Source organism: Yersinia pekkanenii (assembly GCF_001152565.1).
GTDB classification, from domain to species: domain Bacteria; phylum Pseudomonadota; class Gammaproteobacteria; order Enterobacterales; family Enterobacteriaceae; genus Yersinia; species Yersinia pekkanenii.
The window spans coordinates 156,129-181,617 of the sequence record NZ_CQAZ01000004.1 but is presented as its reverse complement, the minus strand read 5'-3'; the positions used below and the strand labels follow the sequence as shown (position 1 = coordinate 181,617).

Here is a 25,489-nt window from a genome sequence, read left to right as displayed (position 1 = left end):
TAATGGCAGTAATGGGGCAAGCGGAATTCTATCAAGCCAGTTGGATATCACCTTGTAGCTGGCAACTGCATGCCAGCACATAACCTTGGGCAACCTCGTCGTCGGTCAGGGTCATGGTGCTACTGGTGGTATATGCACCGTGCAAAATCTGGGTTTTACACGAGCCACAAACTCCCGCGCGGCAGGCCGCCATCACCGGTACTTGGTGTTGTTCCAGTGCCAATAGCAATGAAACGCCTACCGGGACTTTCACCCTGCGCAGTGAATGACTTATGGTCATCGTCAATTCATTGTTGGCATCGATAACTTCATCAGATGTACGGAATGGCTCTTTCTGGACATGATCTGCTGGCACTGACTGCTCGCGGCAATACTGTTCAACCCAATCCATATACGGGGCCGGTCCACAGGTCATCACACGGCGACGGCGGATGTCCGGCGCAATCTGCTGCATTATTTGAGCATTGATTCTGCCTGCAATAAATCCGTCCGTGGCGGCTGATTCAGCTATTAATGTGAGCTGTAATTGCTGGGGATAGCGCTGCAACAAGGCTTGCCAGACATCGGCAAAAATCACATCTGCCGGTGAGCGAACATTAAAAATTACCCGGATATCAGTCTGTGGACGGCGTGCCAGTAAGTCACGGCACATCGACATTACGGGTGTAACGCCGCAACCGGCGGCTAACATCAGGTAGTGGTCATCATTGGCATTGGCGCAGGTAAACTCACCTTGAGCATCGGAAAGCCACAGAAAGTCGCCTACTTTAACCTGTTGAGTTAGCCAGTTTGATCCCTGACCATTGGCTAAACAGCGCACGGTGAGTTGGATAAACGGACTTAAACCTGGCGTAGAGGAAAGCGTATAAGCCCTCAGGGTTTCATCACTGTTGCGAATGCTGACCAAGGCATATTGTCCCGGCAGATAAGGGTAAAAATCATGATTAATCAACCGCAGACTCCAGACATCTGGGGTTTCTTGCTTGATGGAGTGAACTTGCATGCGGTTGGGGCAGAGGGCGGTTGGGCAGTCGGTGGGGATAAAATCAGTCATTGGGAGCCTCACAACGAATCAGGTTATTCTCAGGCAAAAAACCAGTAATAATGCCCAACCCATGGCAAGAATGCGCACGGGTCAGGCAAGGCGTTATCACTTATTTAGCCAAAACGGCGGCTTAATTAGCCAGAATCGCATTCATATCCTGTTCTACGGTGGTAATTGGCCGCATACCAAATTTCTCGTAGAGGATTGCCATCAGGTTGTCAGTCAGGAAGCCCGGCGCGGTCGGGCCGGTATAAATATTTTTTACGCCTAATGACAGCAATGTCAGCAAAATGACAATGGCTTTTTGTTCAAACCATGACAGCACCAGGCTGAGTGGCAGGTCATTGACGGTACACCCCAATTTTTCTGATAATTTAACCGCCAGCATGATGGCAGCGTAAGCATCATTACACTGGCCGACATCCAGCAGGCGCGGCAATCCTTCTAGTGTGCCGAAATCCAGTTTGTTGAAGCGGTATTTGCCGCAAGCCAGGGTCATAATGATGCAATCTTGCGGGACACCGCGGGCAAAATCGGTGAAATAGCTGCGTTCAGTGCGGCTACCATCACAGCCGCCCACCAAAAAGACGTGGCGCAGTTTTTTGCTGGCGACCAAATCAATAACGGTATCCGCTGCGTTCAACAAGGTCTGGCGGCCAAAGCCAACGGTAATCAGGTGTTCCAGTTCATTGTACGGGAAGCCCGCCATTCCTAATGCCTGCTCAATCACCGGGGTAAAATCTTCACCATCCAGATGATTAACACCCGGCCAACCAACAATACTGCGGGTCCAGATTCGGTCACCGTAATTGCCCACGTTCGGATCAATGATACAGTTGGATGTCATCAGGATCGGGCCGGGGAATTTGGCGAACTCGGTCTGCTGGTTCTGCCAGCCACTGCCGTAGTTGCCGACCAGATGTGGGTAGCGTTTTAATTCTGGGTAGCCGTGCGCGGGCAGCATTTCACCGTGGGTATAAATATTGATGCCGGTTCCCTGGGTCTGCTCCAGCAACATTTGTAAGTCTTTGAGATCATGACCGGAGATGAGAATGGCTTTACCCGCCACCGGGCGTACATTCACCGAGGTTGGCTGCGGATCACCGTAGGCCTGAGTTTCGCCGCGATCCAAAATAGCCATCACATTGAAGTTCATTTTGCCAATGCCCATCGCGTTATTCAGCAAGGTATCGACATCATGCGGTTGGGTACCCAACCAGGCCATATAGGCATGATAATCGGCATAAATTTGTTCATCAAACTGGCCCAGTACATGGGCATGTTCCATATAGGCTGCGGCCCCTTTCAGACCATACAAACACAGCATCCGCAAGCCGTGAATATCATCGCCGACCTCCGCTTTATCGCTATTCAGGGCGAATTGCTGTGACTGCTGTTGCAGGGTAGGGATATCGTCGGACTGCAGTTGCAGTTCAGCCAGCGGGTGATCAACGGTGATAGTGCTATCGATCAAGCGGCAACGAATTGCCAGCGATTGGCGCAACAAAATGGCTTCTTTGGCATAGCCAACGATCCTGTCTGAGTCGAAGTTGACATTCGTCAGGGTCGAAAAGAAGGCTCTGGGTGCAAAACTGTCAATTTGATGATCGATAATGCCAAATTCACGGGCGGTCAGTGCCCAAGCCGAAAGTCCTTGTAACACGGCAACTAATAAATCTTGTAAATCAGAGGTTTCTGCGGTTTTCCCGCACATCCCCTGGGCGTAAGAGCAGCCGTTGCCCGCAGGCGTTCGGATGGTTTGTTCACATTGCACACAGAACATAATTATTTCCCTTTTTAAAATTGCATTTTTAATGCATGTTTAAAAGGATAGATGTGTAGAGTGGGTTTAAAAAGGTTTTTTTAATGCAGTTTCAACGTGTTTTGATTTAGCGCAACTTTTGCTGCGAATGAGAATTCATTCACAAAGGAGAGGGCGCGCAGTGAATTGGAAGAGCCACTGCGCAACGTCATAAAATGATTAAGAAAAGAACGCGATCAATATCGGGGCTAACAGGCTCAGTAAAAAGCCGTGGACGATAGCGGCAGGGACCATTTCCAGCCCGCCACTGCGCTGTAATACTGGCAGAGTAAAGTCCATCGAGGTGGCACCACATAGGCCAAGGGCGGTGGATCGGCTGCTGCGTATCAGTGTTGGGATGAGCATGATAGCCACTAATTCGCGGGCCAGGTCATTGAAGAATGCCGCGCTGCCAATCACTGGCCCGAATGCATCGGTTAGCAAAATACCTGACAGTGAATACCAACCAAAGCCAGAGGCCATCGCCAGCCCAGTTTTAATCGGCAAACCAATCAATAGCGCCGCGAGTACACCGCCTGCCAATGCACTGCTCACCCCCACCAATGCCACTATAGTACCACGGCGGTTTAGCACTATCTGACGCAGTGTCATACCGCTGTTACGCAATTGGATCCCGACTAAAAATAGCAGGAAAATCAGTGCCAATTCGCTGCCTTTCGCCGCAAATTGCAACCACTCCCACTGGCTTAAACCCAGTAGGAAGCCAATAATCACCACGCCGCACAGTTTTAATGATTCCAGCGCCATATGCAGCCGTGACGGCAAGACTTCCTGACGGTGAGTATTCTTCCACGGTATTTTGCGTTCGAGTAACAACAGGGCAAGTAAGTTGGCACAAAAAATACACAGAAAAAAGACACCAGTGTACTGGAGAATAAGCAGCAGATTTGCACTGAGGTTTTCCAGAAACGCCAGGCTAATCCCCATAAAGAATAAAATAACGTAGACCATCCAGCTTAATAAGCGGTTAATTAATTGAATTAATGACTTACGGCTAAGTGGGATCAGATAACCCATAATTAAGGGCAAAAGTATGATCAACAATCCTGAATACACGAGTTATACCGTCCTGTACCCTTCTTCATTGACGTTACTGCTGTGTTAGCGGCACTTATTCGTTTGCTGCCTTGCGGTAACGCCAATGACTTTGGGTATTATGAGCAGATGAATAATGAGCTATGGCGCAATAAGCTATCTAAAATCAAGAGAAGAGTAAAGTAGCACGCATGCTGCTGTGGGGCTTGACGCGTAAGGTTTTTTGCCTCTGCCGGTAAGATAATCCACTATGATTGCCAGGTTAACAATGTTATCAGTAGTGACAGTATGAATAAATTCGCACCGGAGGCGTAGCATGTTTCTTGAACGTGTAGATATTGTCGGTTTTCGTGGTATTAATCGTATTTCATTGAATCTTGACGATAATACGGTGTTAATCGGTGAGAATGCTTGGGGTAAATCCAGTTTATTAGATGCTCTCACGTTGCTTTTGTCCCCCGAACCTCAGCTCTATCATTTCACCGTGCAGGATTTTCATTATCCGGCAGGGGATGAAAGTGCTAAAGAGCGCCATTTACAGGTTATTTTTACCTTTTGTGAGAAAGATATTGGTCATTGGCGCGCCCCTCGTTACCGCCAGTTAGCCCCGCTATGGATAAAAAATGATGATGGCTTGCATCGTATTTATTATCGGGTTGAAGGGGAGCTGGCTGATGATGGCACGGTTTGCACCTGGCGCACGTTCCTCGATTTAACAGGGCAAGCGCTGGCTTTGCACGATATCGAAAAACTGGCGCGCGGGGTCATTCGTATCCATCCGGTATTGCGCTTACGGGATGCGCGTTTTATGCGCCGGCTACGCAGTACCACGGACGAAAATAGCCCCAAGCCAGATAAAGTAGCTTTGAACCAGCAACTGGATCAGTTAAGCCGCCAGTTGGTTCGTAATCCGCAGAAACTGACAAACGCCGAACTGCGACAGGGGTTGGCAGCGATGCGCCAACTGTTGGAACATTATTTTGCCGAGCTTGGGTCGCAGTCACCCGGTTTGCATAACCACCGTTATCGGCCCCAACCTGAGCGCGAAGCCTGGCTGGCCCTCGACAATATTAATCGGATGGTGGCCGAGCCAAACAGTCGCAGTATGCGGCTGATACTGATGGGGATGTTTTCGACGTTATTGCAGGCAAAAGGGGCATTGAGCCTTGATCCCCATGCGCGGCCATTGTTGCTGGTGGAAGACCCGGAAACTCGCTTACACCCGATTATGCTGTCGGTCGCCTGGGGGTTGCTTAGCCAACTGCCACTCCAACGCATCACCACCACAAACTCCGGTGAATTAGTCTCATTAGTCCCGCTTGAGAGCATTTGCCGGTTGGTACGTGAATCATCCAAAGTCGCCGCTTACCGCATTGGCCCTCGTGGCATGAGCCCCGAAGACAGCCGCCGTATTGCGTTTCATATTCGTTTCAATCGACCATCGGCACTGTTTGCGCGCTGTTGGTTGCTGGTGGAGGGTGAAACTGAAATTTGGTTACTCAATGAGCTTGCCCGCCTGTGTAGTTACCACTTTGAAGCTGAAGGTGTCAAGGTTATTGAATTCGCCCAGAGTGGTTTGCGCCCGTTGCTAAAATTTGCCAATCGGATGGGAATTCAGTGGCATGTTCTGACTGATGGAGATGATGCCGGTAAAAAGTACGCCGCCACGGTACGTAATATGGCGGACAGTGGACGCGATCATGAACGGGATCGTCTGACTGTATTACCGGCACCGGATATGGAGCACTTTTTATATCGTGCAGGGTTTGATGATGTCTATCACCGGATATCCGCAATTCCTGCGAATGCCAAAATACAGCCGCGCAGGGTGATTGAAAAAGCCATTCATCGTACTTCTAAGCCGGATCTTGCTATTGAAGTTGCCAATCAAGCCAGGGACCGGGGGGTAGAATCCGTCCCGCTATTATTGAAAAAAATGTTCTCACGCGTGGTGTGGTTAGCACGGGGGCGGGCGGATTAACGGCGGAAAGTCACATTAAACTGTGGGTAAAATGCGCGGCTAACCCGCTCTCCAGTTGCGCGAGTAGCTGGTAGCGGCGGCGATATTCTGCGCGTTTTTTGCTGGCAATATCTTCAATCGGCTTACGTGCAATCCTGGTCGGTAAACTGAAATGACCGTCTGCGCACTGCTTCCCCCCGAGTGATAGCCAGAAACTGTCGTAGTCGGCGTGCAATTGATCTTTTTTCTTCGCCCGGTAGCGCCAGTTCTGGTAAACGTGGGTGTTGTTCCCGACAGCAATAATTTGTGTTATCCCCATGAGTTCTGCCAGACAGCAGGTTGCTTCCAACACCAGGCGTTTAGGGAATAATCCATGGCAAGCTTTAGTCGTAAGGTGAATTTCGCTGTGTGGCGTTTCATTATCCGCGCCCTGTAAGCCACCAATAAACACTGTTTTTTGCTGTTGATAATAAAACAAACTAAAAGTGAGCAGTGCCAGTGTTTGTTGTTGCTCATTGGCCAGCATCAGCGTAATTTCGCCCTCTTTATTGAGTTTTGAAATAACGCCCAAATAAAGAGAATACTTTTCTTCATTCTTGCCGGTTAATTCAGTCAATTTATAAGGTGAATGATGCAAATAATTGCGGTGTAATGATTCTGGCATACATTGAGTTATCAACTGGAAATGATCCTGTAGCACCCCCAGTTTTTGGCGATTACTGAGCGTATTCGCCAGATAAGGGCGATGCAATTTACAGGGTAAATCAGGTTGAGCGCGTAGTATGCTATTGAGAAATGGTTGTTTCACCAATACACCCAAGAAGTTAAACGTTAGCTTCGGGCTGATTAAGGTTCGGGCGATAAATTTAAGCCGAAACCGCAATTTTTGCCATGAGCCGCCCAGTGCCTGATTGCCTTTGATCAGTAATGTAATTAACCCCCAACGGTTAATTACATGAGGGATTGATGCGGTGTTATTGAGGTTATGCATGATTAAATCCGTTATATCACTCTATTTCCGGCGTTATTGAAGCAAATGGGAACTAAACAGAGTGTCAATACATCTTAGATTTCGCCGATAGCACACTAATACCGTTATTTGGTTTAGTTAAATGAGAATTTCCGATGCTATTTTCAGCAGAGCGAATAAATTTATAAATTAAGGAAGGTAATTGATTTGATGCAGTTCAGTAGACGTCAGCGCCGATGGCTTACCCTAATTGCCGTATTGATTATTGGCGGTTTTTTCATCATCAGACAGATGATGACTCCGGTACCGGTTCAATATCAAACGGTGAAAGTCGCCAATCGTGACCTGCAACAAAATGTCTTGGCCACCGGCAAACTCGATGCAGTACGCAAAGTTGATGTAGGTGCTCAGGTCAGCGGCCAGTTGGAAAGACTGTATGTGGAAATTGGCGATCAGGTTAAGCAAGGGCAATTGCTGGCGATGATCGACCCGCAACAGGCTCAAAACCAAATCAAAGAGGTGGAGGCGGCATTACAGGATTTGAACGCCCAGTTGGCGCAGGCGAAAGCTGAACTGCAATTGGCTGCGGTCACGCTACGCCGCCAACAGGATCTGGCAAAGCTACAGGTTGTATCACGTCAGGATCTGGATCAAGCCAGCACCGCATTGGCGGTGAAAAAAGCGCAGGTTGACACCATTAATGCGCAAATCAATAAAACTAAAGCCAGCCTGGATACGGCCAATATTAATCTGGATTACACCAAGATTTCTGCCCCGATGGATGGCGATGTGGTGCAAATTACCACCTTACAGGGTCAGACTGTGATTGCGGCACAACAAGCACCGAATATTCTGACGCTGGCGGATATGAGTACCATGTTGGTGAACGCACAGGTATCAGAAGCGGATGTCATTCACCTAAAACCGGGGATGAAAGCCTCGTTTACTGTGCTGGGTGATCCCGGAAAGCGCTTCGATGGTGTGTTAAAAGATATTCAGCCCACGCCGGAAAAGGTGAATGATGCCATTTTTTACTCGGCGCGTTTTGAAGTGCCAAACCCGGATAGGTTATTACGTCTGCAAATGACCGCGCAGGTTTCAATTCAACTGGCAAACGTAAAGCAAGCGATGGTTATCCCATTATCGGCATTAGGTGATGAGCTGGGGACTAATCGTTATCAGATTGCGGTATTGAAAGACGGCAAAGAAGAAAAACGTGAAGTGACTATAGGTATTCGTAATAACGTCGATGCGCAGGTGGTTTCCGGTTTGAACCTGGGTGAGGAGGTCATCGTGAGTCGCGGTGGCACGGAGGATGCGTAATGACGGCATTGCTTGAATTAAAAGGCATCCGTCGTAGCTATCAGTCCGGCGAAGAAACGGTTGATGTATTGCAGGATGTCTCACTGACAATTAATGCGGGTGAATTGGTGGCCATTATTGGGGCCTCCGGTTCGGGTAAGTCGACGCTGATGAATATTCTGGGCTGTCTGGATAAGCCCAGCGCAGGCGTCTACCGTGTTGCCGGTCAAGATGTTGCACAATTAGATAACGACGCGCTGGCGGCACTGCGCCGTGAGCATTTTGGTTTTATTTTCCAGCGTTATCATCTGCTACCTCACCTCAGTGCGGCCCACAATGTCGAGGTTCCGGCGGTATATGCTGGTTTGGCTAAGCATGAGCGCCGTGAGCGGGCGAACATGCTATTAACCCGGCTGGGGCTGGGAGATCGGGTCAGTTATCAACCCAATCAGTTATCCGGCGGGCAGCAGCAGCGTGTCAGTATTGCCCGTGCGTTGATGAATGGTGGGCAGGTTATTCTGGCCGATGAACCGACCGGTGCGCTGGATAGCCATTCCAGCGTCGAAGTCATGGCGATTCTGAAACAGCTACAGCAACAGGGTCACACGGTCATTATTGTGACCCACGACCCTACGGTTGCTGCTCAGGCTGAACGGATCATCGAGATAAAAGATGGCCGAATTATGGCGGATTCCGGCTCAAAAATGGTGCGAACTGTCGCCTCTTCCGCGGCGATGCGTCTGACGCCGCCAGCACCTTCATGGCAGCAACTGGCAGGCCGTTTCCGCGAGGCTCTATTAATGGCCTGGCGTGCGATGTCGGCCAATAAAATGCGCACCGCGTTAACGATGCTGGGTATTATTATCGGTATTGCCTCGGTAGTTTCCATCTTGGTGGTCGGTGATGCGGCTAAGCAACGGGTACTGGCCGATATCCGGGCGATTGGAACCAACACCATTGATGTTTATCCGGGCAAAGATTTTGGTGATGATGACCCCAGTACCCGGCAGGCGCTGGTTAATGACGATATGGCGGCACTGAAAGCACAGTCCTACGTCAGCGCCGTATCGCCGACGATTGCCGGTAGCATGCGGCTGCGGTATGGCAATATTGATGTGGCCGCCAGCGTGTCGGGGGTCAGTGAGCAGTATTTCCGTGTGTTTGGTATGAAACTCGAACAAGGGACTGCCATTACCCATGAGCAGGTTGAGCGCCAGTCGCAAGTGGCCGTTATTGACCGGAACACTCAGCGCCGGTTGTTCCCTAATATGAAAAACGTGGTGGGGCAGGTGATTTTGGTGGGCAATATGCCAGCCACCGTCGTTGGGGTGGTGGAGGAAAAGCAATCCATGTTTGGTAGCAGTAAAGCGCTACGGATATGGGTCCCTTACAGCACCATGGCCAGCCGCCTGATGGGGCGTTCCTATTTTGATTCGATCACTATCCGAATTAAAGAGGGGTATAGCAGCAAAGAGGCCGAGCAGCAGCTCGTTCGGTTGCTGACGATGCGCCACGGTAAAAAAGACATATTTACCTATAATATGGACAGCTTGCTGCAAACAGCGGAAAAAACCACGCGCACCATGCAATTGTTCCTGACGCTGGTGGCGGTAATTTCACTGGTAGTGGGCGGTATTGGTGTGATGAATATTATGCTGGTTTCGGTGACTGAACGTACCCGTGAGATAGGTATCCGTATGGCGGTAGGCGCGCGTTCTAGTGATGTTATGCAACAATTTTTAATTGAGGCGATTCTGGTTTGTCTGGTCGGCGGAGCTCTGGGGATCTCGCTATCCTTTGCCATCGGCCTGATTGTAGAAATGTTTTTACCAAACTGGCAGATTGCTTTCCCACCGGTTGCATTGTTCAGTGCATTTTTGTGCTCAACGGTGATAGGTGTGGTGTTTGGCTATCTACCTGCCCGCAGCGCAGCTCGGTTAAACCCTATTGATGCTTTAGCGCGTGAATAAATAGGCGCATGAAGAGCCGAGTATGAAATAAAAATGCCAGTCATTATTGGCTGGCATTTTGAATGGTAAATCATGTAGGGTAGTCACTATCCGCCCAAAAATACCTTTGGCACCAGAAGAACATTTTCGGTGATGGGTATTCCCGTGATATCCCGTGATATTGAGATAGAGGGGCGAGAGTGTCAGGCCAATGCAGCGAGTTCCTGCGGTATGGCTTCTGGCGACAGAACATCTAACCCGAGTGGAACAATCAGGCTGGCATGGTTACCTTTTGGCCCCTGATGGACATTAAAGTTAACCATTTGACCGGCTTTTAACGTTCGGTAACCATCCATTTGGATGATTGAATAGTGAGCGAATATGTCTTCGCCGCCGCTCTCAGGGCAAATAAAGCCAAAACCTTTGGCATTGTTGAACCATTTAACAGTACCCGTCTCCATACTTCTACGTTCCTCACAAGGCTATTCTAGTTTGAGATGAGGTAATCACTGGTTAAAGTGAGCGCGAATTGGTTAAAACTCCAACAGCTCACAAAAATACACTCTAGTGGAAATGGTCCTAACGTCAAGGGCGCGGCTTTTGTCTGAGTGAGGTAGTGCTTCAAAGTTTGATGCAGCTAACGCTATTGCGTTTAATTGGTGATAATTTAATCACTTTGGCCCTAAACACCCAGACTTCTTTCTCCGGCAGCGTAATGGCATAAGTGATGTTAAAATAATAATAGATATCTACATGAAATGGTCTTATAACCGGAGTGAGGTATCGCTCCTGTATGGTTCAGTGAAACGATGGGCAGGCAATGGGTGACAACAACGATTGGCTGAATTTTGAACATTTAGTCAAAGATAAACAGAAAGAGGCGCTGAAACCGCCGTCTATGTATAAAGTTATACTTAACAACGATGATTACACACCGATGGAATTTGTGATTGACGTTCTGCAAAAGTTCTTTTCTTATGATATTGAACGTGCAACACAGCTGATGCTCAATGTGCATTATCAAGGAAAGGCGATTTGCGGTGTTTTTACTGCTGAAGTGGCAGAGACAAAAGTCGCACATGTAAATCAATACGCCAGGGAGAACGAGCATCCGTTGCTTTGTACGCTGGAAAAAGCCTGATTAAGGCAATTATTGGGAGGTGCCTATGCTCAATCAAGAACTTGAACTCAGTCTCAATATGGCTTTCGCCAGAGCGCGTGAGCACAGACACGAGTTTATGACCGTGGAGCACCTGTTGCTGGCATTGCTAAGCAATCCAGCCGCGCGGGAAGCGCTGGAGGCGTGTACAGTTGATTTGGTGGCGTTGCGCCAAGAACTGGAAGCGTTTATCGAACAAACTACACCCACATTACCGGTTAGTGAAGAAGAGCGTGACACCCAGCCTACACTTAGCTTTCAGCGCGTGTTACAACGTGCGGTCTTCCACGTCCAATCATCAGGGCGCAATGAAGTCACGGGTGCCAACGTATTGGTCGCCATCTTCAGTGAACAAGAATCCCAGGCGGCCTACCTGCTACGTAAGCATGATGTCAGCCGTCTGGATATCGTGAACTTTATTTCCCACGGCGCCCGTAAGGACGAACCGGGTCAGGCACCGAATCCAGAAAATCCGGTGAATGAAGAGCAGGCAGGAGGGGAAGATCGTATGGAGAACTTCACCACCAATCTGAACCAACTGGCCCGAGTTGGCGGCATTGACCCGCTTATTGGCCGCGATAAAGAGCTGGAACGTGCCATTCAGGTATTATGCCGTCGGCGTAAAAACAACCCGCTGCTGGTGGGGGAATCCGGTGTGGGGAAAACGGCTATTGCTGAAGGTCTGGCCTGGCGTATCGTGCAGGGTGATGTGCCGGAGGTGATATCGGAATGCACCTTGTATTCACTGGATATCGGCTCGTTGCTGGCTGGAACCAAATACCGTGGTGACTTTGAGAAACGTTTCAAGGCGCTGCTGAAGCAGTTGGAAAACGACAAAGACAGCATTCTGTTTATCGATGAAATCCACACCATCATCGGGGCAGGTGCTGCATCGGGTGGGCAGGTCGATGCAGCCAACCTGATCAAACCATTGCTTTCAAGTGGCAAGATTCGGGTCATTGGCTCTACGACTTATCAGGAATTCAGCAATATTTTTGAAAAAGATCGCGCGTTGGCACGGCGTTTCCAGAAAATTGATATCACTGAACCGACGCCAGAAGAGACAATTCAGATTATCAACGGTCTGAAACCAAAGTATGAAGCCCATCATGACGTGCGTTATACCGCGAAAGCGATACGCGCAGCGGTGGAGTTATCGGTTAAATATATTAATGACCGTCACTTACCGGATAAAGCCATTGATGTGATTGATGAGGCTGGCGCTCGTAGTCGCCTAATGCCGGTCAACAAACGTAAAAAAACCGTCAATGTGTCAGATATTGAGTCCGTAGTCGCTCGTATCGCCCGTATTCCGGAGAAGACAGTATCAGCCAGTGATCGCGATGTGCTGAGAAATCTGAGTGATCGTCTGAATATGTTGGTATTCGGTCAGGATAAAGCCATTGAGGCGCTGTCTGAGGCCATCAAAATGAGCCGCGCAGGGTTAGGGCAAGACCACAAACCGGTCGGGTCATTCCTGTTTGCTGGCCCAACGGGTGTCGGTAAAACAGAAGTCACGGTGCAATTGGCTAAAGCGCTGGATATCGAACTGCTGCGCTTTGATATGTCCGAATATATGGAGCGTCACACGGTCAGTCGCCTGATTGGTGCGCCTCCAGGCTATGTAGGTTACGATCAAGGTGGTCTGCTGACCGATGCGGTTCTCAAGCATCCTCATGCGGTTCTGCTGCTGGATGAAATTGAGAAAGCCCATCCGGATGTGTTTAACCTGTTATTACAAGTCATGGATAACGGGACACTGACGGATAATAACGGGCGTAAAGCCGATTTCCGTAACGTGATCTTGGTGATGACCACCAATGCTGGTGTGCGGGAAACTCAGCGTACTTCCATTGGTTTTAAACAGCAGGACAACAGTACTGACGCGCTGGAAGAGATCAAAAAAATATTCACGCCGGAATTCCGTAACCGGTTGGATAATATTATTTACTTTAACCATTTGTCTCCTACGGTTATTCAGCAGGTGGTTGATAAGTTTATCGTTGAGTTGCAGGCACAATTAGATGCCAAAGGTGTCTCGCTGGAGGTCAGTGAGGAAGCCCGCGATTGGTTATCGGTAAAAGGCTATGACAAGGCAATGGGCGCACGGCCAATGGCGCGGGTGATTCAAGAAAATTTGAAGAAACCGTTGGCAAATGAGCTGTTGTTTGGTTCTCTGGTTGATGGTGGCTCAGTCACTGTTGGCTTGGATAAAGAAAAACAACAATTGGCTTATGAGTTTCAGAGTGCGCAAAAACGCAAAACTGAAGGTGCAGTTCATTAGGTCAGTGCGGTAGTGACTAAAGTCATAAAATAGGAAAAGGGCGGTAGGCTTATCAGCTTACCGCCCTTTTTATTTTTTAACATTTCATTTTTATTTGCGTGATGAATAGCGTGTATTAACCGGCAAATAAAAAAAAACGCAAATCGCCCTTGCCATAGATGGGAAGGGCGCCGGAGGGGGACTACATCCTCAGAGCTCGCGAGTCATCGACCTGCGACAGATTAGCCGATTAACGGCTACGGAAGACAATGCGGCCTTTGCTCAGGTCGTACGGGGTCAGCTCTACAGTGACTTTGTCACCCGTCAGGATGCGGATATAGTTTTTACGCATTTTACCGGAGATATGAGCGGTTACCACGTGCCCGTTTTCCAATTCAACACGGAACATGGTGTTCGGCAGCGTATCAAGAACGGTGCCCTGCATTTCAATATTGTCTTCTTTGGCCATCGAATCCTCTAGGTGTAACTACCTTAGTTTTTAACCGGCAAGATAATGCCGAAAAACCCACATTATGTAAAGAAGTGTTGGCGGTCATCGCACCATTTCAGCAAAATTAGTCTGCCGGTAAGAGGGGATAAAGCCTAATGTGGGGTTCTTATTAACGGTTGATCTTTACTGCAACGTTGATGAAAAATTCAACGATTGCGGTAACCAGCATTCAGCCGGTAGTGGACTAAACTGGAGTTGACTCAACTGCTGCAAAAAAAAGTTTCGTGGGATCTCAATCGCACCCAGCGACGCAGTGTGAGCGTTGAGGACCTGACAGTCAATCAGTTCTCCACCCTGATGGGTAAAATGATGACAAAAAACCATTAATGCGCTTTTTGAGGCATTGTCAGCCCGGTTAAACATGGATTCGCCGCAAAAGAGTGTGCCGACTGCAATACCATACAAACCGCCAACCAGTTCATTATCCAACCAAACTTCCACTGAATGGGCGTGACCCAAAGCATGTAACTGGCAATAAGCCTGTTGTACATCATTGCCAATCCAGGTTCCCTCATCACGCTGAGAAGCACAGGCGTGGACCACCTCCTCAAAAGCATGATTGAGGGTAAAACGATAAGGACAACGGCGCATAAAGCGTCGCATGCTCCGGCTGATATGTAGATCTTCCGGGTACAATACCGCTCGGGGATCGGGCGACCACCATAAAATCATTTCTCCCGGACTGAACCAGGGGAAAATCCCGCGCTGATAAGCTGCCAGCAAACGAGGTGCGGATAAATCCCCACCCAGTGCCAGCAATCCATTCGGTTCGCGCAGAGCCAACTCTGGTGAGGGAAAGGCAAATGATTGAGAAGAGAGCTGTGTGATGCGCATAAATCCCCTTGGTGATGCTTACGGAGCCGATATCCGCCATACTTCAAGTTGCTTATAAGTTGGCCGCCAGCCTGGTTCTTGAAATCTATTGGATCTATATCATTTTGTTTCAGCACCCTTATTTTTTAGTGCCGTTGATGGAATTGATAATAGCGCCCTTTGCTCTGTAACAAACTTTGGTGATCGCCTTGTTCCACTATCTTTCCGCCATCCATCACGCAGATTCGGTCCATATATTCCAGCCCATATAAGCGGTGAGTGACAATAATCAGGCTTTTCTGCTGACAATGCTGACGCAACAGCGCCAGAATTTGTTGTTCGGTTTCCGCATCTAAGCCTTCGGTCGGCTCATCAAGCAGCAGAAGCGGGGCCGGATGTAACAAGGCGCGGGCAATACCCAAACGCCGTTGTTCGCCACCAGATAATGGCCGCCCGCCATCGCCCATCCAGGCATTTAGCCCCTCGCTGTTATCCAACACGTTGGCTAATCCCACCTGTTCCAACACCGTTTTTAACTGGGTATCAGAAGCGGTGGGGCAGGCCAGTAACAGGTTTTCACGCAAGGTACTGCTAAATATATGCACCCGCTGACTGACGACGGTCATCATTTGGCGCAACGTGGCTTCGTCATAACTGGACAATGGCCTCCCATTCAGCGTGATGATCCCCTGATTGGCATTCCAGGCGCGGGTTAATAATTGCAGCAGTGTGGATTTACCACAGCCCGTGCGACCAAGTAGCGCAATATGCTCCCCTGCGGCCAGTGACAGCGATATATTCTGTAAAACAGGTAACGGCTGCTGTGGGTAAGTAAAACTCAACCCTGACACTTCTAGCGCTGCCTGCGAGGTTGCTGCCGGACCCTGACTGGGAAATGTCACTTCAGGTTTTTGTTCCATCAACTGAGCTACGCGGGTGGCGGAAGCGATAACCTGACCTAAGTGTTGGAAAGCACCCGCGACCGGTAGCAGGGCTTCAAATGAGGCTAAAGAGGTGAAAACAAAGAGCGCCAGCAATGCGCCAGGTGGGCTATTTCCGCCAATATCCTCTGCCGCTAGCCATAAAATTAACGTTACCGTCAGACCGGAAGCCAGAATCATCAAGGCTTGAGCGAAACCTGCTAATGATGCTTGTTGTTTCTGGCGGTTCAGCCAGCGCTGCTCAATATCCTCCAGTGAGGTACGGAAACGCTGCAATGCACCAAATACCAACAGCTCGGCCTGACCCTGCAACCATGAGGTCAATTGCGACCGATAAAGGCCACGCAAGTCCGTTAGGTCACGGCCAATGGGTTTACCCGCTCGGTAGAAAATCAGCGGCACTAACAATAACAACCCCAGCAGAATTGCGCCGAGCGTTAGCGCTAAATTGACATCCAGATAACTCAGACCAAACGTCACTGCGACGATAATCGCGATGGCGGCGACCAGCGGAGAGATGACCCGCAGATAGAGGTGATCGAGTGTGTCAACGTCGGCGACCAGGCGGTTTAACAACTCACTTTGACGAAAACGAGCAATGCCGGCAGGGGAGAGTGGCAGGATTTTCTGGAAAGCAAAAACCCGCAGATGCGCCAACACACGAAAGGTCGCATCATGACTGACCACGCGTTCGGCATAACGGCCCGCGGTACGGATAATCGCCGCCCCACGGACACCGGCTGCCGGTAGCAGGTAATTAAACGTATATAATCCGGCCGGGCCTGCGATGGCGGTGCCTGCCAGAAACCAGCCTGATAATGTCAGCAAACCGATACTGGCCAGCAGCGTGATAATTGCCAGCACAATACCTAAACAAATCAGGAACCAATGGCGGCGATACAGCGCCAGAAATGGGAGAAGTACGCGCATGATTAAAGCTCCTCACTGCGGTGGGACAGCAGATTGGCAAATGTACCGGCAGACTGGCTTAAACTGGAATAATCGCCTTGCTGAATCAAAAGGCCATTATCCATTACCCAGATTTGATCATATCCCAAGGTATCTTCCAATTGATGGGTCACCAGCAGCGTTGTCTGGCGGCGTGATGCCGCCTCTAACGCTTTCATCACTAACTGCTCGCTATGGGCATCAAGACTGGCGGTAGGCTCATCCAGCAGCAATAGACGACATGGATTCAGTAATGCGCGAGCGACGGCAACTCGTTGGGCTTGCCCGACAGAAAGACGTGCCGAATGATCGCCGACTTCAGTCGCCAGCCCTTGTGGCAAGTCATTGAGAAATTCGTTGATATATGCACGCTCAACCGCCTGTTGCAATTGGCTATCATCAGCATCAGGTTGGCCCAATAAAATATTGGCGATTAACGTGTGTTCCGGTAAATGCGGATTTTGACCGACCCAACTTAATTGCTTACGCCAGACTTGTGGCTCCAGTTCACGTAATTCAACACCATTGACTTTCAACGAGCCACGATAGGGTAAAAAGCCCAGCAGCAGGTTGAGTAACGAACTCTTGCCCGCGCCACTCAGGCCAACAATGGCGACACGGTTACCCGCGGGTAGGGAGAATGTCAGTGGCCCAGCCAAACGGAGACCATTGGGTGCCAGGATCTCCAGTTGATTGGCTTCAAGAGCGATGGCATCAACGCCACTCAGCACTTTATCGCCTTGGCCGATAGCCTCACTTTCACTACTTAAAAACGTCACCAATGATTCAGCTGCGCCAACGGCCTGTGCTTTGGCATGGTAAAAAGTCCCCAAATCGCGCAGTGGCTGGAAGAATTCAGGTGCCAGAATCAAAACCAGAAAACCGGCAAACAGTGTTACGCCAACACCATAACTCCCAAAATTTAATTCGCCCAAATAGGAAAAACCAAAATAGACCGCAACCACGGCAATGGATATGGCGGCGAAAAACTCCAATACGGCGGAGGAGAGGAAGGCCATCCGCAAGACTTCCATGGTACGGCGGCGGAAATCTTCTGAAGAATCGCGAATTTGATCTGTTTCTGCTTTGGCGCGGTTAAATAACCGTAACGTGTCCAGCCCGCGTAAGCGGTCAAGGAAATTGCCACTCAGGCGTGCCAGCGCCACAAAATTACGCCGGTTTGCATCAGCAGCACCCATCCCGACCAGCGTCATAAACAACGGGATCAGCGGGGCGGTGATAAACAGGATCAAACCTGCCGCCCAGTTGATGGGGAACACGGCAATCAGAATCAAAATGGGAATAAGTACCGCCAGATACATTTGTGGCAGATAGCGAGAGTAGTAATCCTGCATATCTTCAATCTGTTCCAGAATAATGGTCGCCCAACTGCCAGCCGGTTTACCTCTAACCCAGGCAGGACCCAGTTGCTCTAATCGGTCTAACACCATTTTGCGGATCTGCTGACGCACTTTCATGCCACAAATAAACCCCACTCGTTCACGCAGCCAACTTATTACGGCACGCAAAGCAAAGGTCCCGGCCAACAGCCAAAAATCTGCGGTCAATGCTGCCCGAGGCAGTTTGTCGATAATCAGGGATTGCAGCAAGGTGGCCAGTAACCATGCCTGAGCGATAATCAATAACCCGCTGAGAAGGCCAAGTAACATGGACAGGCGGAGCCAACGTTGCGCCGGGGCGCTTTGTTTTTTCAGCCAACGAATCAACTCATACTGTCGTGTTTTATTCATTGGATATACTGTTTTCATTGAGATGCGAACAAGCGAAAATAAAAAAAAACGGGCAGTTCACTTATCGTCAACTCCCCGTCACATTAAAACTTGAATCCGCGAGCGGAAGCGTTATTTATCGTTGACTAACCCATCCAGATAACGCTCTGCATCCAGTGCAGCCATACAGCCGGTACCGGCTGAGGTGATGGCCTGACGATAGATATGGTCCATAACATCGCCCGCAGCAAACACCCCTGGAATTGAGGTTTGTGTGGCATTGCCTTGAATACCAGACTGAACTTTAATGTAACCATTTTCCAGTGCCAACTGATCACCAAAGATAGCGGTATTAGGGCTGTGGCCGATGGCAATGAATACACCAGCAACTGCAATTTCTTCAGTCTCGCCGCTGTGGGTCGATTTCAGGCGTACACCGGTTACACCCATATCATCACCCAAGACTTCATCCAAAGTACGATCAGTGTGTAGCACGATATTGCCGTTTTTCACTTTCTCCATCAGGCGGTCGATCAGAATTTTCTCTGAACGGAAGCTATCACGACGGTGAATCAAATGAACTTCAGCGGCGATATTGGCCAGATACAATGCTTCTTCAACTGCGGTATTACCCCCACCGACAACCGCAACCTTCTGGTTACGGTAGAAGAAACCGTCGCAGGTCGCGCAGGCAGAAACCCCTTTGCCTTTAAATGCTTCTTCTGACGCCATACCCAGATAGCGGGCAGATGCACCGGTCGCAATAATTAGCGCATCGCAGGTGTACTCGCTACCGTCCCCAAACAGGCGGAATGGGCGAGTTTGCAAATCAACGCTGTTGATATGATCGAACAGAATTTCTGTCTGGAATTTTTCTGCATGGGCATGCATCCGTTCCATCAGGGCCGGGCCGGTTAAACCTTCAGGATCACCCGGCCAGTTTTCCACATCGGTGGTGGTGGTCAACTGACCGCCTTTTTCCATTCCGGTAATCAATACTGGTTTCAGGTTGGCTCGTGCAGCATAAACTGCCGCGGTATAACCCGCAGGGCCAGAACCCAAAATAATCAATTTGCTATGTTTAGCCGTGCTCATGAATACCTCTTTCCCACAATGGCGGACAATGTTAGCGATTGTAGGGAAAATCGCGCATTAAAAAAAGCAGGCAAAAATGTTGTTAGCGATTATTTTGATAGGTGATACCTATTTAACACCCTAAATGTATTAAGAATCGGCAGTTAGCGGCTAACGGGATTAAAACAATTAATAAATAGGAGCAAATTATATCTTCAGATAATGGCTCAAATAGCTCAAACCGACTTAAACCCCATAAACGATGTGGCCTGCGGGCCGATAGCTGAAAATATAGCCTTATCGTCAGTAGGCTCTTTTACTTCGTTTTATAGCAATTTAGTGGTGAAAAAGTGGTCAGGAATGGCCTCTGAGATTTTAATTCTGGCACGTTGTACTGATTTAACTTCTTTTACTTTGACAATCGGCTGCGCATTTGCGAAAACATCCGTGGAAGAAGAAATTATCTGCGCGCCATGATTTCAGATTTGGTATCAGTGATACCAAGCGAAAACCCTGGAATGTTTTCGATTAATGCTGGATGGCATGTGGAGTAAGTTCTCAAACAACTGTAGGGGGGTGTTTCTACGGTTGTTTGTGATGCGCTATCTCTTCCTCAACGCCAATAATCATCGAGTACTCGCATACAGTTGGACAGACCGGGTGTGAGATAACAACGTGTTGATATATTTGCATAAAACAGGCTGCGGGTCGTAGTCTGTAGCAGGCTCGAAATTTATATACAATAAGAGCATGTCACAGACTCAAAGAAATTAAGAGAGACAATAAGATGATAGATAATAAAAAACGCCCGGGGAAAGAGCTTGATCGTATTGATCGTAACATCCTGAATGAATTACAAAAGGATGGGCGCATCTCTAACGTTGAGCTTTCAAAACGAGTAGGATTGTCACCAACACCATGTTTGGAACGGGTTCGCCGCTTAGAGCGTCAGGGCTTCATCCATGGCTATACGGCATTGCTTAATCCAAACTATTTGGATGCGTCATTGCTGGTTATCGTTGAGATTACTCTGAATCGTGGCGCTCCGGATGTGTTTGAGCAATTTAATGCAGCAGTTAAAGATCTTGAGGAAATTCAAGAGTGTCACTTGGTTTCTGGCGATTTCGACTATTTGTTGAAAACCCGAGTACCGGATATGTCCGCTTACCGCACATTACTGGGTGAGACCTTGCTTAGACTGCCGGGTGTCAACGATACCCGTACCTATGTGGTCATGGAAGAAGTGAAGCAGAGTAACCGTTTGGTTATTAAAACTCGGTAAACAGGCAGGTGCAAAACCTGAGTAATTTGGTTACACTCCTGTTTATTCATACAGTTTCAACGCCGGGAGGGTTCTCGGCGTTGTTACTCATACCAGTCAACAGGAACCTGGAGAGCCTTTCTTGAGCCAGGAATATACAGAAGATAAAGATGTTACCCTAAAAAAACTCAGCAGTGGGCGTCGTTTGCTTGAGGCTGTTTTAATTGTGGTAACCATTCTGGCGGCCTACCTTATGGCGGCGCTGCTGAGTTTCAACCCTTCGGACCCAAGTTGGTCCCAGACGGCATGGCACGAGCCTATCCACAATCTTGGTGGGGGTATTGGTGCCTGGATGGCTGATACACTGTTCTTCACCTTTGGTGTGTTGGCTTATGCAATCCCTGTCATTATGGTTATGTTGTGCTGGGCGGCATTCCGTCAGCGCGATGCCAGTGAATACGTCGATTACTTTGCACTTTCATTACGTCTGATTGGCACATTAGCCCTGATTTTAACCTCATGCGGTTTGGCTGCATTGAACGTTGACGATCTCTATTACTTTGCCTCCGGCGGGGTCATTGGCAGTTTATTCAGTAATGCCATGTTGCCGTGGTTCAACGGTGTGGGTGCTACCCTGACTTTACTCTGTATCTGGGCTGTCGGTTTGACACTCTTTACGGGGTGGTCATGGTTGGTTATTGCTGAGAAAATTGGCGGGGTGGTATTAGGTTCGCTGACCTTTATGACTAATCGTTCTCGCCATGAAGAACACTATGACGATGAAGATGACGACTACCACGTAGATGATGCAAATACCGCCGGGCAAGAAAAAGGCATTGTAGTGAGCAAGGCCGCGACTGCGGGCGTTGCAGCAACTGCACTGGCGGCAAATTCTACCTATGCTGACGACAACGATATACTGCTCTCTGCGCCGTCGGTTACCGATGCACCGGCCAACTCAATTGATGGGTCACCACGGGTGGATGCAACCGAAGATAACCATGATCCATTATTGAGCACATTACGTGCTACTGATAATAAACAGTCTGCGTTATCAACCGCTCCGGCGATAGGCTCGATTGATCCGGTTGGTCGTCATGGCGTTGTCGACCTGGGTTTTGTTAATGAAGGCTTTGTTAACCATCCGACCACGCCGGTATCTGCCAATGTGGCGGTGACCCCGCCACTGTATTCATTTGAAATTCCACAAGATACGCCACCTCTAGTGCAAATGCGCGTTGATACACCGCCAGAACGGCATGAGCCTCAAATGGGGTCATGGGATAAGCCAACAGCACCTGTCAGCCATTCGCCATTCGATTTTTCTACCGCACAGCGACAAAGCGATCAGGTGGAAAGTCCGCCTTATATAAACCCTGGATTGGGTACGGCTATTGATGGTTTGACTGCCGCTGGCTTGGCAAACAATCCGACCGCAGCATTTGGCTCAATATCAACAGCCGGTATAGCCGCAGCAAGTGCCGCCGCAGCCACATTCATGCCAGCATTTACCGCCACCAGTGACAGCAGTTCTCAGGTAAAACAGGGGTTAGGTCCGGAGTTACCACGGCCGAATCCTGTGCGTATTCCAACGCGGCGTGAGCTGGCATCTTATGGTATTAAACTGCCGTCTCAGCGTATGGCGGAGCAAGAGCAACGTGAATTGCGTGGGGACGAGGTGCAAAGTCCTCAGGTCGACGCTATCGGTACCGCTACCTCGCCTGAAGATGATGCCGCGTTAGAGCAGGCTATGTTGCGTAACGCCTTTGCCGATCAGCAATCAGAGCGCTACGGGCAATCAGCCGAAGCAGATGTTAATAGTTTCTCGGCTCTCGATCCGGACGATGCGCAAGCTTTGGAAGAGGCAGCATTGCGGCAGGCCTTTGCCGCGCAACAGCAGCGTCGCTATAGCGCGAGTCAACATGAAAATAGTCAACTTGAAAAGAGTACTCACCGCGAGAACGTTCAAGGAATGCAGTCGGTTGATACCCGTAGCGCCTTTACCTTCTCTCCGGTAGCCGATCTCGTTGATGACAGTCCGCGTGAGCCACTGTTTACACTTTCGCCATATGCTGAAGAATCGGTATCGCTCGATGTGGAAGACGCCACATTGACACCAGATTATCCTGAGCAGGTAGCGCCATATCAGCAGGTATCCGCGCATCAAACACATTCAGAGCAATTAACGCCGGTTCAACCTGTTTATTCTCCGTCTGTAAATACGCCACCCGCATATAATCAACCTGATTCACCGCAATCTGTTGTTCAGCCAACCGCGCCAGTACCACCCACTTTACAAGCACCACCGGCTTCGGCGATGGACAGTCTGATTCATCCCTTCCTGATGCGTAATGACCAGCCGTTGATAAAACCAACGACGCCATTACCTACGCTTGATTTGCTTTCTTCACCGCCTGCGGAGGAGGAACCGATCGATATGTTTGCCTTGGAGCAAACCGCGCGTCTGGTTGAGGCGCGCTTAGGTGATTATCGGGTGAAAGCGGAAGTCGTGGGTATTTCTCCGGGGCCGGTCATCACCCGTTTTGAGCTGGACCTGGCTCCGGGTGTCAAAGCTTCACGCATTTCTAATCTTTCCCGCGATTTGGCCCGCTCGCTCTCGGCTATTGCGGTGCGTGTTGTGGAAGTGATCCCAGGAAAACCTTATGTTGGGCTTGAACTACCCAACAAACATCGTCAGACGGTTTATCTGCGAGAGGTGCTTGATTGCGCCCAATTCCGTGATAATCCTTCACCACTCGCCATCGTGCTGGGTAAAGACATCTCTGGGCAGCCAGTGGTGGCTGATTTAGCCAAAATGCCTCACTTGCTGGTCGCCGGTACCACCGGTTCCGGTAAATCGGTTGGGGTGAATGCGATGATCCTCAGCATCTTGTATAAAGCCACACCGGATGAAGTGCGCTTTATCATGATCGACCCGAAAATGCTGGAGTTGTCGGTGTATGAAGGTATTCCTCATTTGTTAACCGGTGTGGTTACCGATATGAAGGATGCGGCGAATGCCTTGCGCTGGTGTGTCGGTGAGATGGAACGGCGCTATAAATTGATGTCTGCATTGGGCGTTCGTAACCTCGCAGGTTATAACGAGCGAGTTGCTCAAGCTGAAGCTATGGGGCGGCCAATTCCAGACCCATTCTGGAAGCCATCTGACAGCATGGACATCTCACCGCCCATGTTGGTGAAACTGCCTTACATCGTGGTGTTGGTTGATGAGTTTGCTGATCTGATGATGACGGTCGGCAAAAAAGTTGAAGAACTGATTGCTCGTTTGGCACAGAAAGCCCGTGCTGCGGGTATCCATCTGGTTCTGGCGACACAGCGCCCGTCAGTTGATGTGATTACTGGTTTGATCAAAGCAAATATTCCGACTCGTATTGCATTTACGGTTTCCAGTAAAATTGACTCACGGACTATCCTCGATCAGGGCGGTGCCGAATCACTATTGGGAATGGGGGATATGCTGTATATGGCACCTAACTCCTCAATACCGGTACGTGTTCATGGCGCATTTGTTCGTGATCAGGAAGTACACGCCGTGGTTAATGATTGGAAGGCCCGTGGTCGCCCTCAGTATATTGAGAGCATTCTCAGTGGTAGTGAAGAGGGGGAAGGCGGTAGTCTGGGGTTAGATAGCGATGAAGAGCTGGATCCATTGTTCGATCAGGCGGTGAGCTTTGTGTTAGAAAAGCGCCGGGCGTCAATCTCTGGCGTGCAGCGCCAATTCCGTATTGGGTATAACCGTGCTGCACGTATTATCGAACAGATGGAAGCTCAACAGATTGTGAGTACGCCGGGCCATAACGGCAATCGTGAAGTATTGGCGCCACCACCTCATGAGTAACCTTTTACTCTGAGGCGGTTAACATATACCCAATAGATTTCGAGTTGCAGGTAGGCGGCAACGAAATGAACCCAAGGAGTTGAGATAACTCAATGAATTGGGTGAGTGATGGCAGCCAACACCCCTGCATCTTGAAAGATGCAGGGTATAGACAGGGCCGCTTTGCGGCCCTGATGCAAAGAAGCGTAAACCCGTATTTATCAGAGAATTTTATAAGGTATTTAGAATAATGAAAAAACTGCTTGTTGCTTGCTGTCTATTATCGGGTTTAATTTCAGCTTCAGTTTTGGCGGATGCCAGTACCGACTTACAAGGTCGTTTGAGCAAGGTGAACAGTTTCCATGCTAATTTCTCGCAAAAAGTCACTAGCTCTGATGGTGCTGCGGTGCAGGAAGGTGAGGGTGAGCTGTGGGTGAAACGACCAAATCTGTTTAACTGGCATATGACCTCACCGGACGAAAGTGTGCTGATTTCTGACGGTGAAACCTTGTGGTTCTACAACCCATTTGTTGAACAGGCCACCGCAACCTGGCTGAAGAATGCTACTGGCAACACACCTTTTATGCTGATTACTCGCAACAATCCAGATGATTGGAAGCAGTACAATGTTAAGCAGAAAGGCGATGATTTCGAGCTAACGCCAAAAAGTGCTAGCGGTAATCTGAAGCAATTCGTAATAACGGTTACGCCAACCGGTACTATCAAAAACTTTACTGCGGTTGAGCAAGATGGGCAGCGCAGTGCGTACACGCTGAAAGGGCAACAAAATAGCTCAGCCGACGCCAGCAAGTTTAAATTTACCCTGCCAAAAGGTGTGACGCTGGACGACCAGCGGCAGTGAGGTCTG

Annotated in this window: 18 protein-coding genes; 8 read left to right on the top strand and 10 right to left on the bottom strand. The window is 49.3% G+C overall.

Annotated elements, in window-relative coordinates; genetic code table 11:
• Nucleotides 1-31: 31 nt before the first annotated feature.
• The 3 genes from hcr to AEP37_RS03415 form a co-directional block, all read right to left on the bottom strand.
• The gene (gene hcr / locus AEP37_RS03425; RefSeq protein WP_049609879.1) at nt 32-1,054 is read right to left on the bottom strand and encodes an NADH oxidoreductase; all 1,023 of its coding nucleotides are present in this window, start codon (nt 1,052-1,054) and stop codon (nt 32-34) included.
• Nucleotides 1,055-1,175: 121 nt separating this feature from the next.
• Complete coding sequence (hcp, locus tag AEP37_RS03420; protein WP_049609876.1) at nt 1,176-2,828, bottom strand: hydroxylamine reductase; 1,653 nt, start codon at nt 2,826-2,828, stop codon at nt 1,176-1,178.
• Between the two features lie 198 nt (nt 2,829-3,026).
• Complete coding sequence (locus tag AEP37_RS03415; RefSeq protein WP_049609871.1) at nt 3,027-3,923, bottom strand: lysine exporter LysO family protein; 897 nt, start codon at nt 3,921-3,923, stop codon at nt 3,027-3,029.
• A 295-nt stretch (nt 3,924-4,218) separates the two neighbouring features.
• On the opposite strand from AEP37_RS03415, the gene AEP37_RS03410 reads away from it, so the two are divergent.
• Nucleotides 4,219-5,883, top strand: coding sequence for an ATP-dependent endonuclease (locus tag AEP37_RS03410; protein WP_049609868.1), 1,665 nt, complete (start codon nt 4,219-4,221; stop codon nt 5,881-5,883).
• A 10-nt stretch (nt 5,884-5,893) separates the two neighbouring features.
• Here AEP37_RS03410 and AEP37_RS03405 read toward each other — a convergent pair whose 3' ends face one another.
• Entirely contained in the window at nt 5,894-6,853 is a 960-nt protein-coding gene (locus AEP37_RS03405; RefSeq protein WP_049609865.1) for a VirK/YbjX family protein, read from the bottom strand.
• Between the two features lie 189 nt (nt 6,854-7,042).
• Between AEP37_RS03405 and macA the strand changes: the two genes are divergently transcribed.
• Nucleotides 7,043-8,155: a macrolide transporter subunit MacA gene (macA, locus tag AEP37_RS03400; RefSeq protein ID WP_049609862.1), complete on the top strand. Its 1,113-nt coding sequence runs from the start codon at nt 7,043-7,045 to the stop codon at nt 8,153-8,155.
• Nucleotides 8,155-10,104 carry a macrolide ABC transporter ATP-binding protein/permease MacB gene (gene macB, locus AEP37_RS03395; protein ID WP_049609859.1) on the top strand — a complete coding sequence of 650 codons (1,950 nt, stop codon included), beginning with the start codon at nt 8,155-8,157 and terminating at the stop codon, nt 10,102-10,104. The genes macA and macB overlap by 1 nt, the downstream gene beginning before the upstream one ends.
• A 182-nt stretch (nt 10,105-10,286) precedes the next feature.
• Here the strand turns inward: macB and cspD are convergent, their stop codons facing one another.
• Nucleotides 10,287-10,544, bottom strand: a complete 258-nt coding sequence (gene cspD, locus AEP37_RS03390; protein ID WP_049609856.1) for a cold shock-like protein CspD — start codon at nt 10,542-10,544, stop codon at nt 10,287-10,289.
• Nucleotides 10,545-10,903: 359 nt separating this feature from the next.
• Here cspD and clpS point away from each other — a divergent pair, with 359 nt between their 5' ends.
• Together clpS and clpA are read left to right on the top strand one after the other, a co-directional pair.
• On the top strand, nt 10,904-11,224 hold the full coding sequence (clpS, locus tag AEP37_RS03385; RefSeq protein WP_049609854.1) for an ATP-dependent Clp protease adapter ClpS: 321 nt from the start codon (nt 10,904-10,906) through the stop codon (nt 11,222-11,224).
• 25 nt (nt 11,225-11,249) lie between these two features.
• On the top strand, nt 11,250-13,526 hold the full coding sequence (gene clpA / locus AEP37_RS03380; RefSeq protein WP_049609852.1) for an ATP-dependent Clp protease ATP-binding subunit ClpA: 2,277 nt from the start codon (nt 11,250-11,252) through the stop codon (nt 13,524-13,526).
• A gap of 229 nt (nt 13,527-13,755) precedes the next feature.
• On the opposite strand, the gene infA is transcribed toward clpA, so the two are convergent.
• The 5 genes from infA to trxB all read right to left on the bottom strand — a co-directional run bounded on the left by infA (nt 13,756) and on the right by trxB (nt 19,543).
• Nucleotides 13,756-13,974 (bottom strand): translation initiation factor IF-1, encoded by a 219-nt coding sequence (gene infA / locus AEP37_RS03375; protein ID WP_002211347.1) that lies wholly within the window; start codon nt 13,972-13,974, stop codon nt 13,756-13,758.
• Between the two features lie 165 nt (nt 13,975-14,139).
• Nucleotides 14,140-14,850: a leucyl/phenylalanyl-tRNA--protein transferase gene (gene aat / locus AEP37_RS03370; protein ID WP_049609850.1), complete on the bottom strand. Its 711-nt coding sequence runs from the start codon at nt 14,848-14,850 to the stop codon at nt 14,140-14,142.
• A 125-nt stretch (nt 14,851-14,975) separates the two neighbouring features.
• Nucleotides 14,976-16,700: a heme ABC transporter ATP-binding protein/permease CydC gene (cydC, locus tag AEP37_RS03365; protein WP_049609846.1), complete on the bottom strand. Its 1,725-nt coding sequence runs from the start codon at nt 16,698-16,700 to the stop codon at nt 14,976-14,978.
• A 2-nt stretch (nt 16,701-16,702) separates the two neighbouring features.
• Nucleotides 16,703-18,469, bottom strand: coding sequence for a heme ABC transporter permease/ATP-binding protein CydD (cydD, locus tag AEP37_RS03360; RefSeq protein WP_049609842.1), 1,767 nt, complete (start codon nt 18,467-18,469; stop codon nt 16,703-16,705).
• A 111-nt stretch (nt 18,470-18,580) separates the two neighbouring features.
• On the bottom strand, nt 18,581-19,543 hold the full coding sequence (gene trxB, locus AEP37_RS03355; protein ID WP_049609838.1) for a thioredoxin-disulfide reductase: 963 nt from the start codon (nt 19,541-19,543) through the stop codon (nt 18,581-18,583).
• Nucleotides 19,544-20,309: 766 nt separating this feature from the next.
• On the opposite strand from trxB, the gene lrp reads away from it, so the two are divergent.
• From lrp to lolA, 3 genes are all read left to right on the top strand, one after another.
• Nucleotides 20,310-20,804 (top strand): leucine-responsive transcriptional regulator Lrp, encoded by a 495-nt coding sequence (lrp, locus tag AEP37_RS03345; RefSeq protein ID WP_049609830.1) that lies wholly within the window; start codon nt 20,310-20,312, stop codon nt 20,802-20,804.
• 121 nt (nt 20,805-20,925) lie between these two features.
• Nucleotides 20,926-24,642, top strand: a complete 3,717-nt coding sequence (locus AEP37_RS03340; RefSeq protein ID WP_049609826.1) for a DNA translocase FtsK — start codon at nt 20,926-20,928, stop codon at nt 24,640-24,642.
• Between the two features lie 229 nt (nt 24,643-24,871).
• Nucleotides 24,872-25,483 (top strand): outer membrane lipoprotein chaperone LolA, encoded by a 612-nt coding sequence (lolA, locus tag AEP37_RS03335; RefSeq protein ID WP_049609821.1) that lies wholly within the window; start codon nt 24,872-24,874, stop codon nt 25,481-25,483.
• Nucleotides 25,484-25,489 lie beyond the last annotated feature (6 nt).